13 protein-coding genes are annotated in these 15,878 nt (G+C 68.7%); 4 read left to right on the forward strand and 9 right to left on the reverse strand.

Features of this window, described 5'->3' with window-relative positions; genetic code table 11:
* The 7 genes from ASF18_RS09445 to ASF18_RS09475 form a co-directional block, all read right to left on the reverse strand.
* The coding region (locus ASF18_RS09445; RefSeq protein WP_056351068.1) for a PAS domain-containing protein at positions 1-852 on the reverse strand (852 nt) is incomplete at its 3' end.
* Positions 853-1,242: 390 nt separating this feature from the next.
* Complete coding sequence (locus ASF18_RS09450) at positions 1,243-2,262, reverse strand: PAS domain-containing protein (RefSeq protein WP_056351070.1); 1,020 nt, start codon at positions 2,260-2,262, stop codon at positions 1,243-1,245.
* Positions 2,263-2,626: 364 nt separating this feature from the next.
* Positions 2,627-3,790 carry a GGDEF domain-containing protein gene (locus ASF18_RS09455; RefSeq protein ID WP_056351072.1) on the reverse strand — a complete coding sequence of 388 codons (1,164 nt, stop codon included), beginning with the start codon at positions 3,788-3,790 and terminating at the stop codon, positions 2,627-2,629.
* A gap of 119 nt (positions 3,791-3,909) precedes the next feature.
* Positions 3,910-4,764: a PAS domain-containing protein gene (locus tag ASF18_RS09460; protein ID WP_056351074.1), complete on the reverse strand. Its 855-nt coding sequence runs from the start codon at positions 4,762-4,764 to the stop codon at positions 3,910-3,912.
* 409 nt (positions 4,765-5,173) lie between these two features.
* On the reverse strand, positions 5,174-7,513 hold the full coding sequence (locus ASF18_RS09465; RefSeq protein ID WP_056351076.1) for an EAL domain-containing protein: 2,340 nt from the start codon (positions 7,511-7,513) through the stop codon (positions 5,174-5,176).
* Positions 7,514-7,572: 59 nt separating this feature from the next.
* Positions 7,573-8,340 carry an RNA methyltransferase gene (locus ASF18_RS09470; RefSeq protein ID WP_056351078.1) on the reverse strand — a complete coding sequence of 256 codons (768 nt, stop codon included), beginning with the start codon at positions 8,338-8,340 and terminating at the stop codon, positions 7,573-7,575.
* 127 nt (positions 8,341-8,467) lie between these two features.
* Positions 8,468-9,016, reverse strand: a complete 549-nt coding sequence (locus ASF18_RS09475; RefSeq protein WP_055952093.1) for a formaldehyde-activating enzyme — start codon at positions 9,014-9,016, stop codon at positions 8,468-8,470.
* A gap of 359 nt (positions 9,017-9,375) precedes the next feature.
* On the opposite strand from ASF18_RS09475, the gene ASF18_RS09480 reads away from it, so the two are divergent.
* The 4 genes from ASF18_RS09480 (at position 9,376) to ASF18_RS09495 (ending at position 13,350) form a co-directional block, all read left to right on the forward strand.
* Positions 9,376-9,969, forward strand: coding sequence for a TadE/TadG family type IV pilus assembly protein (locus tag ASF18_RS09480; protein WP_274534761.1), 594 nt, complete (start codon positions 9,376-9,378; stop codon positions 9,967-9,969).
* 7 nt (positions 9,970-9,976) lie between these two features.
* Complete coding sequence (locus ASF18_RS09485; RefSeq protein WP_056222542.1) at positions 9,977-10,630, forward strand: TadE/TadG family type IV pilus assembly protein; 654 nt, start codon at positions 9,977-9,979, stop codon at positions 10,628-10,630.
* 16 nt (positions 10,631-10,646) lie between these two features.
* Positions 10,647-12,002: a pilus assembly protein TadG-related protein gene (locus ASF18_RS09490; protein ID WP_056222546.1), complete on the forward strand. Its 1,356-nt coding sequence runs from the start codon at positions 10,647-10,649 to the stop codon at positions 12,000-12,002.
* 136 nt (positions 12,003-12,138) lie between these two features.
* On the forward strand, positions 12,139-13,350 hold the full coding sequence (locus tag ASF18_RS09495) for an NADP-dependent isocitrate dehydrogenase (protein WP_056274708.1): 1,212 nt from the start codon (positions 12,139-12,141) through the stop codon (positions 13,348-13,350).
* 477 nt (positions 13,351-13,827) lie between these two features.
* On the opposite strand, the gene ASF18_RS09500 is transcribed toward ASF18_RS09495, so the two are convergent.
* Positions 13,828-14,151 carry a hypothetical protein gene (locus tag ASF18_RS09500; RefSeq protein WP_056351080.1) on the reverse strand — a complete coding sequence of 108 codons (324 nt, stop codon included), beginning with the start codon at positions 14,149-14,151 and terminating at the stop codon, positions 13,828-13,830.
* A gap of 36 nt (positions 14,152-14,187) precedes the next feature.
* Entirely contained in the window at positions 14,188-15,792 is a 1,605-nt protein-coding gene (locus ASF18_RS09505) for a hybrid sensor histidine kinase/response regulator (RefSeq protein ID WP_056222559.1), read from the reverse strand.
* Between the last annotated feature and the right edge of the window lie 86 nt (positions 15,793-15,878).

Consider the following 15,878-nt stretch of genomic DNA (forward strand, 5'->3'; position numbering starts at 1 on the left):
CGTCATCGACCAGTCCAGCAGGGCCCGGGCGGCGCGCAGGTGGCGCCCGTCGATCGCCTGCTCCAGGCCTTCGCGAAACTGGTCGCTGGCCAAAGGGGTGTACGATCCGATCGGACGGGTCAGGCTGCTCCAGTCCACCACCACGCCGGCCGCGTCGCGGAGCGGAACGGTGAACACCTCGAAGCGCTCACGATTGCCGCCGGCAATATGGAGCAGCGGCGTCAGCCGATGGGCGAGCCCATCTGACTGGGCTGCGATGCTCACGTCACGCCAGTGCTCCCGCTCCTCGCCCAGGATCGTCCGGAAGGCATCAGCTGCGATCTCGTCCGGCGAAAGGCCGGTCAATTCGAAGGCCTCCTGGGGGAAGGTGAATCGGCGCTCCGGATCGCTGGAGAAGGCCAGCGTCCGCGTCTGCTGGAACAGGGCTCGCCGGCGCCGCTGCTCGGCCTGGCGGGCCTGCTGCAGCCGCTCCTGATCCGTCACGTCGAGCACGACCCCGGCCGCCCCGCGGGGACGTCCGTCCGGCGCCAGGTAGATCTCGCTCCGGGCCGACAGCACGCGGATCGCGCCGTCCGGGCGGAGCAGGCGGACGCTCTGCTGGCCGAGCGTCACGCCCCGGATCAGGTCGGCGCCGGTCTCTACCCTCTCCCGGTCCTGCGGATGGATCAGGCGGTGCAGACGGTCGTAGCCCGGCCGGGTGGTTTGCGGGTCGAGGCCCAGCACGCGGAACAGGCCCGTCGACCAGACATGGTGGTTGTCGGCGAAGCGCCAGCCCCAGGTTCCGGCGACGCACTGGCTCTCGATCAGGTTCAGAAAATAGGGGGACGCGAAATCGAGGCTTTCCAGATTCATTCGTGAGGTGCCGAGCAAAAAATAATAAGAACGTTTCCAAGGTATAGTATCAAGGTGGCGTGGCGTGCAATGGAGGCCCAGCAAACCTAGAGTATGAGATGCGGCGGGGTCCTTGGAAACCTCAGGTATATTTTGCGGTGTGCTGATGATCCGCCGCAACATTGCGGTGCGCGAAGGGTGGCGGGCCGGCGACGGAAGCGACGGTCGTCGTGGACCCGACGCGGTTCCCGCCTCTCCTGCGCGACGGCCGACCCCTCCGCCGCGCCGGGCGGCCCCTGGGACGGTGCGCCGCGCGATCGGCCTGGAGACCGTCGAGGCCCCCATCGCCGACGTCGCGCAGGCCTTGGCCCGGCTCGGGGCCGCGCCCCTCCCCTCGGCCGGCGGCACGGCTCAGGTCAGGCCGACGCCGATGACCCCGCCCTCCATCAGGGAGAAGCGGATGCCGGACCGGCGCAGGGCGTCCACGGCCTTGTGGCGGGACCGCTCCGCGATCGCCCCGATGTCCTCCTCCATGCGCTTGACGGTGGAGAGCGAGAGGCCGGCGGCCCGGGCGAGGTCGGTCATCGACCAGTCCAGCAGGGCGCGGGCGGCGCGCAGGTGGCGCCTGTCGATCGCCTGCTCCAGGCCTTCGCGGATCGGGACGCTGGCCAGGGGGCTGTGCGATCCGATCGGGCGCGTCAGGTTGCTCCACTCCACCACCACGCCGTCCGTGTCGCGAAGCGGAACGGAGAACACCTCGAAGGGCCCGCGATCGCCGCCGGCGAGGTGCAGGACGGGTCTCGTCACGTGCGCCCGCCCCGAAAGCTGTCCCTCGATGCTGGCTTCGCGCCAGTGCTCGCGCTCTTCATGGACCACACACAGGAAGCCATCGGCCGAGATGTCCGCGAGCGAGAGGCCCGTCAGATCGCTGGCCTCCTGGGGCATGGAGAACGCGTAGTCCGGATCGTTGGAGAACAGGAACGCCCGCCCCTGCTGGAACAGGGCGCGCCGACGCCGCAAATCGGCCTGGCGCGCCTGCTGCAGCCGCTCCTGATCCGTCACGTCGAGTACGATCCCGGCCGCGCCGCGGGGGCGTCCGTCCGCCGCCAGATAGATCTCGGTCCGGGCCGACAGCACGCGGACCGCGCCGTCCGGGCGGAGCAGGCGGACGGACTTCTGGCCGAACGTCACGCCTTGGATCAGGTCGAGGCCGGTCTCCACCTGCTCCCGGTCCTGCGGATGGAGCAGGCTGAGCAGACGGTCGTAGCCCGGCCGGGTGCTCTGCGGATCGAGGCCCAGCACGCGGAACAGGCCCGGCGACCAGACATGATCGTTGTCGGCGAAGCGCCAGCCCCAGGTCCCGGTGGCGCCCTGGCTCTCGATCAGGTTCAGCAAATGCTGGGACGCGAATCCGAGGCTTTCAACATTCATCTGTGTCGTGCCGAGCAACACCAACGATGGACATGGCCGATGTATAGTGTCCGTCCGGCGTCGTGCGCAATACAAAGCAAGACATGCAAAAGTCTTTATTTATTTGTTCGCAGGTGTAACCTTCAGCAGCCCTAGGCCGAGCGCCGAAGATCCGCAGCGACGCGGCAGCTCTGACGGCGTGGTGGCCGGTGGCAGGGGGGACGCGCGTCGTGAACCCGAAGCGGTGCCCGTCGCTCCTGCGCATCGGCCGATACGTCCGCCCGGAGCGCACGAGCCGGAGGCGTGGTGCCGGAGCCCGGCCCGAAATTCTGTCTTGTCGTTTGGCGTTTCGGGATCACCCGCTTCCGATGATCCCTGACAAACTCTAGGCCGCGGCGGAGAGGGTCGGCGGGCCCGCGGCCTCGATGCGGTTGCGGCCGAGTCCCTTGGCCCGATACAGGGCCGCATCGGCGCTGGCCAGCATCGTGGTGAGGTCGCCGTGATCCGGCGCCGCAAGACCGATGCTGACGGTCGCCGGAATCCCGGGGCCTTCCGCCCGCGCGGCCGCGGCGGCGAAGCGGCTGGCGATGGTGGCGCCGCGGCTCAGGGCCTGAAGCCGGTCGCAGTCGGGCAGGAGCGCGGCGAACTCCTCGCCACCCAGGCGAACCAGAAGCGCGTCGGGGCCCGCGCCCGCGCGGGCGGTTTCGGCGAACAGCCTCAGAATCGCATCGCCCGCCGGATGGCCGTAGCGGTCGTTGATCGCCTTGAAGTGGTCGAGGTCGAAGGCCAGGAGCGCGACGGGGCGGCCCTGCTGCTCCCGCAGGATCCGGCCCCCCTGCTCGAAGAAGGCGTGGCGGTTCGCCAGCCCCGTGAGCTGGTCCGTGTGCGACAGGCGCAGGAGGTGCTGCTTCTCCTCCTCGCGGACGAGGGCGAGGAACGACATCGGCATCGCCACCGAATAGAGGACTGCCTCGACCATCGTCGCCTTGGCCACGACGACGAGCATGTCCGGGCCGTACCACTGGACGAGGACGGGGGCGACGAAGGCGCGGCCGAGGTAGAACCCGGCGTGGACGGACGAGATCGCGACTGCCACCGGCCGGGATCGCAATCCCCGGGCCGTGCGGCTGCGCAGGAGGATCCACGCCGTCAGGCCGCAGGCCAGCGCGATAGGCAGGGCCGAGACGTGGTTCCAGAAGGCGGTCGGGAACTGCGTCCCGGCGAGCGCCCACAGGACCGCGAGGCCGGCCAGCGCGGCGAGGGAGGCGCGGAGGTGCCGCCGCCCGTCGAGGCTCGCCGCGGCGTTCAGGACCAGGAGGTAGCCCGACACCATCAGGAGGTTGGTCGCTGCCATGCCGAGGGCGACGGGCACGCGGCCGCGGTTCATCGCCACGACGCAGCCCAAAACGAAGGCCACCAGACCGGCAGCCAGCACGGCGAGCCCCCGCGCCCGCGCCGGGTGGGCCTGCCGCTCCCAGAGCAGAAGCGACGTCGACACCAGCAGCGTCCCAATCGTCAGGTACCAGAGGGTTTGAAGATCGATCTGCATCGCTTTGCCTGTCTCGCGGCAAAGCTTACCGGCTCGGTTACGCCAGGTCCCTTACGGTTCCACGCGAATCGTCGACATGGTTCCCCCAAAGTTAAGGGCGCGCCGGTGCCCGCGCCGGGTCAGGTCGATGCGACCTCCCGGTGCCCGATGCCGATGACGCCGCCGTCCAGGCGCGAGAACCGGATCCCCGCCTTGCGCAGCGTCTCGACCGCCTTGTGCCGGGACTGCTGGGCGGTGTTGTCGAGATGCTCCTCCATGCGCTTCACCGTCGACAGGGAAAGGCCGGCGGCCTTCGCAAGATCGGTCATCGACCAGTCCAGCAGGGCGCGGGCGGCGCGCAGGTGACGCCCGTCGATTCCCCCGTCGAGGGCCTCGTCGAGGGCCTCGTCGAACGGCGGGCCGGGCGGGTGCGCGTCCGCCTCCAACGAGCGGGTGAGGCCGGCCCAGTCCTCCGCCCCGCCGCCCGAATCCACCGGGGCCGGCGCTTCGGTGAATGCGAGGGCGGCATCGCCGAAGAGGCTCGGCGTGCCCTCGTCCCCGAACAGGACCCGGCTGCGGCGCTGGTCGGCCAGGCGCGCCTGCCGGAGGCTCTCGTGGTCCGTCACGTCCAGGACGACGCCCGCGGCCCCGCGCGGTCGCCCGTCCGGGTCGAAATAGATCTCGTTTCGCACCGACAGGACCCGCATCGCGCCATCCGGCCGGCGAAACCGCACCGTCTGGCTGCCGAGGGCGGTACCCTGGATCAGGTCGGCCCCGGTCGACAGTTTCGCGCGATCCTCCGTGAGGACCAGTCCGACCAGCAGCTCGTAGCTCGGCCGCGTGGTCCGAGGGTCGAGGCCCAGGAGATGGTACAGGCCGGACGACCAGACCTGCTGGTTGTCGGCAAACTGCCAACCCCAGGTGCCGGTGAGCCCATGGCTTTCGATCAGGTTTAAAAACTGAGCTGGAGAAAACTTGAGATTGTCGACCTGCATGTCGTCACGGCCTGCTGCGCCTTCTCAAATGATAGTGTCATCAATCGAGCAAGTCCGCAAATCAGACTAGCCAACCGGATAAGCTGCCGTTGGTGGACAAAATTAGTTCTTTATGACCCATTTCGGCGGTTATTATTGGGGAGATTCCCGTTCCGGCACGCCGGACACCGATGTCATCGGACGATTTCGAGTCGCGGTGGTCGCCCTCGGCGCGGGCGGCGACCGGCTCCCATGATCCGGGGCCTGAGGCCTCGACCGCTTCGGCGGCTCCGCGGCATCGCAGCGTGCCGGCCGAGGGATGAAAGGCCGATCGTTCGCCACACATCCGGGGGATGCGCCGTGAAGTCCGGCCCCCGCGGGCGACCGGCGAACGCGCGGCGTCGGACCGTCCGTGGTCCGCGCGCCCGCTTCAGGCGATCCGCAGGGTGGGCTCCGCCTCCGCGTCGCCCAGCAGGTCCGGGCGGTTGCGCAGGAACCAGGGGACGCGGCTCGCCGGCATCGGCTTTCCGTAGAGATAACCCTGGACGTTGGTGCAGCCTCCGTCCCGCAGGAAGGCGGCCTGCTCCGCCGTCTCGACGCCCTCGGCGGTGACGTCGAGGGCGAGGCTGCGGCCGAGCTGCAGCACTGCGGTGACGATGGCGGCATCGTTGGCGTCGCGCTCCAGGTCCCGGATGAAGCTGCGGTCGATCTTGATCTCGTCCACCGGGAACTGCTTCAAGTGGGTGAGCGAGGCGTAGCCGGTGCCGAAATCGTCCAGGGCGACCCGGATGCCGGAGCCGTGCAGCTCGGCCAGCACGTCGCTGACCCGGTCGCCGTGGCTGCCGAGGAGGACGGTCTCCGTCACCTCGACCCCGATCCGGCTGCGTGCCAGGCCGGCCGAATCGACGTCGTCGAGGAAGGTCCCGGCCAGGTCACCCTGGGCGAACTGCGCCGTCGACAGGTTGAGGAAGACGCGGCCGGGATCGAGCCCGAGGCTGATCCAGTGCAAGAGGTCGGCGATGATTCGCCGGCGTAGGACGTCGCCCACCGCGACGCCGATCTCGGGATCGTCGAAGACGGCCGAGAAGGCGCCGGGAGCGAGGAGGCCGCGGACGGGATGGTGCCAGCGCGCCAGAGCTTCGAATCCGATCACCGCCCCCGAGAGCAGGTTGATCTTCGGCTGGTAGTGGGGCTCCAGGCCGCCGCCCCCGTCGAGGGCCGCGCGCATCTCGCGGGTCATCGCCACCCGCTCCTCGATGTTCGCCCGCAGGGCCGGCACGAACAGTGTCGCGCGGTTCCGCCCCGAGGCTTTGGCGGCGTAGAGGGCGAGGTCCGCGTTGGTGAAGAGGTCGGCCGAGTTCCCGGCATGGTCGGGGTAGAGGGCGAGGCCGAGGCTCGCGCGCGGCGCCACGATCCGCCCGCTGATCGGCATCGGCGGGTGCAGGACGTCGAGGATGCGCTCCGCGAGGTCGTGGATGCGGGGTCGCCCCGCCGCATCGCGGCCGGTGCAGATCACGACGAACTCGTCGCCCCCGAGGCGCGCCACGAGGTCGTCCGGTTCGATCACGCCGCAGAGGCGCAGGGCGACCTCCTTGAGCAGGGCGTCCCCGGAATCGTGCCCGAGGGTGTCGTTGATCTCCTTGAAGGCGTCGAGGTCGAGAAGGATCAGGCCGACCGCAGCGGCTTGGGCTTCCGCCCGCGCCAGGGCGGTCTCCAGGGTGGCCTGGAACAGCGCGCGATTGGGCAGGCCCGTGAGCACGTCGTGATGGGCGGCCGAGCGGATCTGCGCCTCGGCGGCCTTGCGGCTCGTGATGTCCACGAGGCTGGAGACGTGACAGGCGATGCCGTCGATCTGGACGCACTCGATCGAAAGGAGCACGTCGCGGCGCTCCCCGGTGAGGACGACGATGCTCGCCTCCCAGTCGCGGATCGCCTGGCGCCGGTCCAGCACCGCCTGCATCCGGCGGCGGTCGGCGCCAGCGAGGAAGTCGCGGTTCGCGTAGTTCGCCAGGGTGTCGCCGGGGGCGAGCCCGAAGAACTGGACGCCGGCATCGTTGGTGCTGACGATCTGCCCGTTGGCCGCCCGGGAGACGACGATCGGCACCGGCACGGCCCGGAACATCGTCTCGAACAGCTCCCGGCTCTCCGCGAGTTCCAGGCTCGCCCTGCGTTCCACGTCGGCCGCCGCCCATTCCAGGCGGCGCAGGCGGTTCGACCGGGCGATGTAGAGCAGGACCGTCAGGTGGCCGAGGACGAACTCGATCGCCAGGGCGAGGCTCACCTCGCCGGGGGATCGCACGGCGAGGAAGCCCGACAGCAGGACGAGGGCCGACACACTGCCGGTGACCGCCGTCCGAATGAAGCTCAGGGGCACCACGAGCATGAACGCGGTCGGCACCAGCAGCGCCGCCAGGACCGGGATTTCGGGGCGCGCCACGCAGAGGGCGCCGAGGCCCAGGCTCGCGGCGGCCTGCCACGGGAGGAGCCATCGCTGCAGCTGCGCGAAGTCCTTGACGGACCGCAGGGCGACCAGACCGCCGAGCGTCGCCGCCACGAGGCCGAGATGCGTGACCAGCATCGCCCGCATCCCGCTGCGGGCCTCGATCAGGCTGAGGTCGTCGACGAGGAGCAGGAGGGCGATCGCCAGGGAGGCGCACAGGACCGCCCGCGTGTGGCGCCGAATCCTGGGGAGCCGCTCCGCCCGGAACGCCGTTTCGTGGGCACGGGAGGCGAATGCGCCCGCAGGAGTGATGAGCCGTTCGGTCGTCATGACGCCCGACCGTGACACGCAAAGATCGCGCAGGGGTTAAGAGCGCCTGGCCTGGGCTTTTATTTCACCGCGCGCGGCCCGCGTGCCGTCAGGGCCCGCAGCGCGCCCCGCATCGTACGCACATCCTGCTCGGTCATGGCCATGCGATGAAGCATGTCGCGCATGTTGCGGGCGATGATGTCCCGCTTCTCCGGCGGATAGAAGCCGGCGGCCGCCAGGCTGTCCTCCAGCGTCGTGAAGAGCGAGGCCATCGCCTCCCGGGTGGCGGGCGGCGACAGCATCTCGCCGGTGAAGGGCAGCACCGAGAGGCCGGCTGCCCGGCGCCACTCGTAGCTCATGAGCAGCACCCCCTGGGCCAGGTTCAGGGAGGAGAAGCGGGCATCGACCGGGAAGGTCACGATGGCGTCGGCGCGGGAGACCTCGTCGTTGTCGAGGCCGGAGCGCTCCCGTCCGAACAGGATGCCGACCCGCTGGCCGGCGCGGCCCGCGACGTCGCGCATGGCCTCGTCGGGCGCGAAGACCCGCTTCATCTGACCGCGCTCGCGCGCCGTCGTCGCCAGCACGTAGTGCAGGTCGGCGATCGCCTCGCCGAGGGTGTCGTAGACCACCGCGCCGTCGAGGATGTGGGTGGCGCCCGAGGCCGCCTCGCGCACGCCCTTCTTCGGCCAGCCGTTCTTCGGCGCCACCAGGCGGAGCTCCGACAACCCGAAATTCGCCATGGCCCGTGCGGTCATGCCGATGTTCTCGGCCAGTTGCGGCTGGACCAGGATGATCACGGGCCCGGCGGGGGATGGGGCGGGTTCGGCCGCTGCGGCGCCGGTGGTCATAGGGTCGGTCGTTGCGGGATCGGTCGTCATGGGATCGGGCATGTGCGGGTCGGAGCTCATTCGCGCCGTCTTGCACGAGGCGGGCGCGACGGCCAAGCGCCGCCGGCCCGGGGAGGCCCGAGCGGACTCAGATCTTTCCGTCGAGGCCCATCTGGTAGTATTTGTGGATGATCTTGTCCTGGTTCTCCAGGAGCCAGTCGATCGAGGGCTCGTTGGTCATCGCCTTTCGGATCGCCTCGGTCATGCCCCGGCGCTGGATGTCGAACAGCGCCTTGTGGTCGACGGTCTCGGCCTCGATCACGCCGGGGCTCAGCCAGACCGAGCAGATGATGCCGAGGTCGTTGGCCTTCTCCTTCGGGATGTAGCCGGCCCGCACCGCATCGAGCACGCCGTTGGCGATGGCGAACTGCACCGTGCCCATCAAGATCGAGGTGTACTTGCTCTCAGTGACGCTCACCTTCGAGACGCAGAGCGTGACGGGGCGCACCATGATGTCGGTGTTGAGGAGCGCGAAGACGCGGCTGTGGCCGACGACCTGATCGCCCGTGAGGGTGGCGAGGGCGGTGCCCACCGGACCGTCGAGTTCGCCGATGATCACCTCGGGCTCGGACGCCGTGTTCGGCGGTCCGCCGGCGACCAGGGCCTCGCCGGCGCGAAGGATGATGCGTTCACTCATGGGGCTCTCTCAGGACAGCGGAGGACAGGACGGCGGGGGCTGTGCCGCGTGGCGGGCAGATTCCGCGTGTCGGCGTCAATGTCCAGCCCCATGGCCGCATGGGGCCCCGCCGCGCCTTCGGACGCCGTCCGCGCCGCCCGGGTCGTACGCGGCCCGCGGCCGATCCACAGGGCATGGGGGATGCGGGCGACCGTCGCGGATCGCAGTAATTCGACCTTAAGGCTCGCCATGCATCGCTGAGCGATACGGGACCTCTTCATCGGCTGTTCGTCAGGACATCAGAGGAACCGCCCCGTCGGAGCGTGATGGCAAGGCCAAGCGACCCGCAACATCATAATGCGATCGGTTTCGGCACTCCCATGTCCTGCGGCGCCAAGAAAACAGGCTGGGTAAGCCGCTTTCGCCGATCTTCGAGCGGCGCGACGGCAGTCGAGTTCGCCCTTGTCATGCCGCTCTTCATACTGGTGTTCGTCGAAATTCTTCAGGGTGGCCTGTACGTCTTCTGCTACGCGGCCCTGGAAAAGGCGACCGCCGATGCCAGCCGGACGATCATGATCGGCGCGCTGACCGATACGGCCTCCACCGCCAACGGCTTTCGCAGCTCGGTGGTCTGCGCCAACCTGATCGCCGGCCTGTCCTGCAACAACATCGTCACCAATCTGCAGACCACCACCCTGACCGGGTCGGGCGGCGGCTACTCGGTGTTCGTCAGCCCGGACGAGAAGAGCCTCGTGCCGGTGCCGATGAACAACAGTCAGACGGCGTACTGCACCGGCGCCCCCGGCACCTACGGTTACCTCCAGGTCTTCTACGCCGTCCCGGTGTTCAGCCCGGTCTGGATCGCCCTGAAGCTGGGCACGACCTGGAACGGGACCTCGGTCGTGTTCGCCCGGGCGGCGGTGGCGTTCCGGAACGAGCCGTTCACCACCGCCAGCGTCTCGACAGGGTGCTGACGCCGCCATGAGCCGCCAGACCCTCAAGCGCTTCGGACGGGACGGGCGCGGCATCGCCATCATCGAGTTCGCGCTAATCCTGCCGCTGCTGCTCACGCTCTCGGCAGTGACCTTCGATCTCGTCCGCTACGTCATCTACATGCGCAAGCTCGAGCTCGCCGCCAGCACCCTGGCGGATCTCGTGGCGCGCAACGACACGGGCAAGATCACCCAGACCGACATCCTCGCGATCTCCCGATCCCAGCTGGTCATGTTCCCGGAGGCCATGTCCGCCGCCAAGGACGCCAACGTCTCGGTCTGGACCCTGCTGAGATGGTCGCTGTCGGGGGTGCAGTTCACCCCGACCGTCGCCGGTTGCACGTCCAACTGTACCTATACGCCGAAGGTCGTCTGGACGTCCGGCCAGAAGCGCTCCTGCACGACACCGCCCGTCGCGGCGCCCAATACGGCCGGACCGAGCCCCACGACGCTGCCCAGCGACACGTTCGGCCCCGGCTTCCTCGTCGTGGCCGACGTGGTCTTCAGCTACAAGCCCCTCATCCTCCAATCCGTCGTCGGCTCGATCGACATCGCGAAGTCCTTCTATTTCGCGCCGCGCTACGTCACGGCCATCACCTTCGATCCGAGCGGCGGGAGCACCTCCGCCAATGCCTGCCCCTGACCCCGAGGCCTGTTCCATGCACGCCGACTCCACGCATCCCGTTTCTCCGCCAGGGCGCCTGCTGCGGCGCCTGCGCGATGAGACGGGCGGCAATGTCCTCATGGTCTTCGCCCTGGCGCTGATCCCGCTGATCGGCCTGACCGGGCTCGGCGTCGATTACGTCCGCGGCATCAACTACCGCACCCATTTCGACCGCGCGGCCGACGCGGCCACGATCACCGCGATCGCGACGGCCCGCGATTACATCTCCACCAACCCGAAGAACGAGGCGGACCCCACCGCCTCGGCCCTGGCGCTCGCCAAGACCCGCGGGCTGGCGGCCTTCCAGGTCAATGCCGGCGCGATGCTCAAGAGCCTGCCGCTGGTCCCGGACCTCACGGTCACCCGCACCGCCGGGGTCATAACGGCTCGGGCGACATACGCCTCGAGCTTCAACTCACCCTTCAGCAAGGTCCTGGGCGATCTGAAGGCGATTCAGGTGTCCGGGAAATCCACGTCCAGCCTCACCTTGAGCAACTACGTGGACTTCTATCTGTTGCTCGACACGTCCGGCTCGATGGGTTTCCCGACCTCCAGCGCGGCGCAGACGCAGTTCGCCAAGCTCAACCCCGACATGAAATCCGGCGGCCCGAACAATTGCGCCTTCGCCTGTCATTTCCCCGGCTGGCAGGGCTTCGCGATCTCCAAGCAGAACAACATCGAGCTTCGGATCGCGACCGTCAGCAACGCCGTCCAAGGTCTTATCGCCAAGGCGAAGACCAACGCGACCCTGGTCAACCAGTACCGGGTCGGGCTCTATCCCTTCGTGAGCAATCTCGAAACCGCGGCCGACGTGACGGCCGATCTGGATTCGCTCAAGACCATCAATCTCGAAAACTACATGGATATCGGCAATTCGTCCGTGCCACGCGGGAGCGGCGGCACGCATTACGAGAACGTCTTCCCGATCATCAACAACAAGATCACCAGCGTCGGGGACGGGCTCAGTGCCAAGCGGGCGCTGCCGTTCGTGTTCGTGATCACGGATGGGATGGACAACAACCAGTATTACTACAATTCGACCGGCTGGACCGGATCCCAGGCGAGGCTCCTCGATCCCTCGCTGTGCAAGCCCTTGAAGGATCGCGGCATCACCATCTCGATTCTCTACATTCCGTACATCCCGATCTCGCCGGCGAACCACCCGGATCAGGTGGTCACGAACGAGAACCTCCTCGTGAACACACTGATTCCGGGCGTGCCCGCCACGCTGCAGAATTGCGCCTCGTCGGGCTACTTCCGCACCGCGAACTCGGCGAGCGAGATCCAGGAAGCGCTGAACGCCATGTTCGATCAGGCGACCCGGAAGGCGCGCCTCGTCGCCGGTCCCTGACAGGCCAAAAGGTTTGTCATGCGCCGGGAGGGAGCCGCCTGCTTCCGCCCCGGAAGCGCGCGGGCTAAGAGCGGCGCAGGTTCGGCATCCGCCTTGCGTGGCGCCGGACATCCTGGCTCAGGAAGGTGTGCTGCAGATGGACAAGATCAAGGTTGCGAACCCGGTCGTCGAACTCGACGGCGACGAGATGACCCGGATCATCTGGAGCCAGATCAAGGACAAGCTGATCCACCCCTACCTCGACCTGAACCTGGACTATTACGACCTCGGCGTCGAGCACCGCGACGCCACCAACGATCAGGTCACCGTCCAGGCCGCCGAGGCGATCAAGCGCCACGGCGTCGGCGTGAAGTGCGCCACCATCACCCCCGATGAGGCCCGGGTGAAGGAGTTCAACCTGAAGGAGATGTGGAAGTCGCCCAACGGCACGATCCGCAACATCCTCGGCGGCGTCATCTTCCGCGAGCCGATCATCTGCAAGAACGTGCCCCGCCTCGTGCCGGGCTGGACCCAGCCCATCGTGGTCGGCCGCCACGCCTACGGCGACCAGTACAAGGCCACCGACTTCAAGGTGCCGGGCAAGGGCCGCCTGACCATCAAGTTCGAGGGCGAGGACGGCACGGTCATCGAGAAGGAAGTCTTCAAGTTCCCGAGCCCCGGCATCGCCCAGGCGATGTACAACCTCGACGACTCGATCCGCGACTTCGCCCGCGCCTCGATGAACTATGGCCTGAACCGCAAGTACCCGGTCTACCTCTCGACCAAGAACACCATCCTGAAGGCCTATGACGGCCGCTTCAAGGACCTGTTCGAGGAGGTCTTCCAGAACGAGTTCAAGGCGAAGTTCGATGCGGCCGGGATCACCTACGAGCACCGCCTGATCGACGACATGGTGGCCTCGGCCCTCAAGTGGTCGGGCGGCTACGTCTGGGCCTGCAAGAACTACGATGGCGACGTGCAGTCCGACACCGTGGCGCAGGGCTTCGGCTCGCTCGGCCTGATGACCTCCGTGCTGCTTACCCCCGATGGCCGGACCGTCGAGGCCGAGGCCGCCCACGGCACGGTGACACGCCACTACCGCGAGCACCAGAAGGGCAAGGAGACCTCCACCAACTCCATCGCGTCGATCTTCGCCTGGAGCCGTGGCCTCGCCCACCGGGCCAAGCTCGACGACAACGCGGCGCTCGCCACGTTCGCCACGACCCTGGAGACCGTCTGCGTCGACACCGTCGAGGCCGGCTTCATGACCAAGGACCTCGCCCTGCTCGTCGGCCCCGACCAGCGCTGGCTCTCGACAACGGGCTTCCTCGACAAGGTCGACCAGCACCTGAAGGCCGCGATGGCCTGAGCGGGCTTCGGCGGAGCCCGAGGGCCGACGTCGTAGCGCGGACGCGTCGTCTGCGATGGACGCTGGATCATACGGTCCAGCATCCGCGGATGGGTGCGCGCCTCTCTCTGTTGCGGGGCCCTCACCGTTCCCCGCTCTGGGTCGGGGGGCGTCTGCCCGCGCGCGGCATCCGGTGAAAACCCGCGCTCAGCACCCCGTCATCCCGGGGCCGCGCAACGGAGCCCCACATCAGGAAACGTGGGCCGTACAGGACTTCATCCCGTGAGCGGCTTCTGGAATGGCACGCTGACGGCGCGCCCCGTCGGGTCCGGTCTTACCTGCGGTACCCCGGACTGACGGCGCGGAGCCATCGGCGATCGCCCCGACCGCACGGGAGGGAGCATTGAAACCTTCAGCGCTCGAGGCGTCCGTCCAACGCCCGAGCCCCGTCGGGTCGGACGGTCGATACCACCCGGTACGCCTCGACCCAGGTCATCCTCAGGACGCGTGCCGCGCGGCGTCCGCGTTGCGCTTGCGGGTGGCGGCGCCCTTCTTGGCGGAGGCGGAGCGCTCTTCCGCCGTGCGGCCGGCCGAGGCCTTGCCGCCGACCGCGCCGCCGCGATGGGCCGCGGGATGGCGGGTCGCCTTGCCCCGCCCGGAGCCGCCGGGCTTCTTGCCGCCGCCATCGTCCTTGTTGACGGTCGCCCAGGCCCGCGCCTCGGCGTCCCTCTCGGGCACGCCGCGCGCCTCGTAGGACTCGGCGATGTGCTCCGCCTTGCGGATCTGCTTGTCGGTGTACTTCGACTTGTCGCCCTGGCTCATCGCGAATCCACTCCGCTGGAGGACCCGGGCGAGGCGTCAGCCGATCGCGACGGGCCCGTCGAGAACCGCCCGAACGCGGCGGACCAGGTCCGTCCGGCGGTAGGGCTTGTTCAGGAGATCGAACTCCGAACCCCCGGCATCGGTTCGCTCCAGGCTCGCCTCGGCGTAGCCCGTGGTGAGCAGGACCTTGAGGTCGGGCCGCCGGCGCTTGGCCTCGCGTCCCAGGGCGATGCCGTTCATGCCGCCCGGCATGATGAGGTCCGTGAAGAGCAGGTCGATGGCGTTCCCGCTGTCCAGTACTTCGAGGGCCTCGCGGCCGTTCTGCGCCATCAGGGTGCTGTAGCCGAAATCCCGCAGGATGGTGCGGGCGAGCTCGGCCACGTCCTCCCGGTCGTCGACGATGAGGATCGTCTCGGTGCCGGACCCCTCCTGGGGGCCGACCGCGGCCGGCGCCGCCTCGAACACCGCGGTCTCGGTGGCCGGAAAGGACAGGCGCACCACGGTTCCCGCCCCCAGGACGGATTCGATGCGGGCGGCGCCGCCCGACTGCTTGGCGAAGCCGTAGACCATCGACAGGCCGAGGCCGGTGCCCTTGCCCTCCTCCTTGGTGGTGAAGAACGGGTCCATGACCCGGGCCAGGACATGGGCCGGGATGCCGCTGCCGGTATCGCTCACGCTGATGGTGACGTAGCGGCCGGGGGCCAGGGGACCGTCGACCTCGCCGGTGATGACGTGGTTCTCGGTCCGCACCGTGAGGCGGCCGCCCTCCGGCATCGCGTCGCGCGCGTTGATGAAGACGTTGAGGAGGGCGACCTCGGCCTGGTTCGGGTCGACGCGGCAGTTCCAGAGGTCGGGGCTGAGGTCGAAGTCGAGGGAGACGGTCTCGCCGAGGGTCCGGCCGGCCATGTCGGCCATGCCCTGGACCAGGGCGTTCAGGTTCACGGAGCGGCCTTCGAGGCGCTGTTTACGCGCGAAGGCCAGGAGCTGCTGCGTCAGGGTCGTGGCGCGCTCGGCGGCGGTGCGGATGTTGTCGGTGGCCCGGCGCAGGCGGTTGCGGTCGGCGCTCGGATCGTCGAGGCCGGCGCCCAGGATGTCGACGTAGCCGACGATCACCTGCAGCAGGTTGTTGAAGTCGTGCGCGATGCCGCCGGTGAGCTGGCCGAGCGCCTCCATCTTCTGGGCCTGGCCCAGGGCCTCCTCGGCGTCGCGCCGGCGCGAAACGTCCAGCTGCGAGGCGAAGAAGTACACCAGCGTTCCGCCCGCGTCGTAGATCGGCGAGACGAAGAGCGCATTCCAGAACGGCGTGCCGTCCTTGCGGTAGTTGACGATCTCGGTGGCGACGTTCTCGCGGGCCGCGATCGCCCGGGCGAGTTCGCGCACCGCCCCACGATCGGTGTCCGGCCCCTGGAGGAAGCGGCAGTTGCGGTCCAGCACCTCGTCGCGGCGGTAGCCGGTCATCTCCAGGAAGGCGTCGTTGGTGAAGATGATCGGATTGTCGGGCAGGCGCGGGTCGCTCACCACCATCGGCATGCGCGAGGCGGCCACCGATGCGAAGAAGAAGGCCGCTTCCGGGCTGATCGGGGATCGGATCGGGTCCTGCGCGAGCGCCCCGTTCGGCGGCATCTTGGGCGTGTCGATCATCGTCGCGCTATCACATCGGCGGGGCTTCGCAGGCGAGCCTGGCAGGTCGCCCCTTACACGGGTCAAACTCCCGGCGCCATCATCGT

Origin of the sequence: Methylobacterium sp. Leaf89, assembly GCF_001422215.1 — a bacterium.
Lineage (GTDB): Bacteria > Pseudomonadota > Alphaproteobacteria > Rhizobiales > Beijerinckiaceae > Methylobacterium.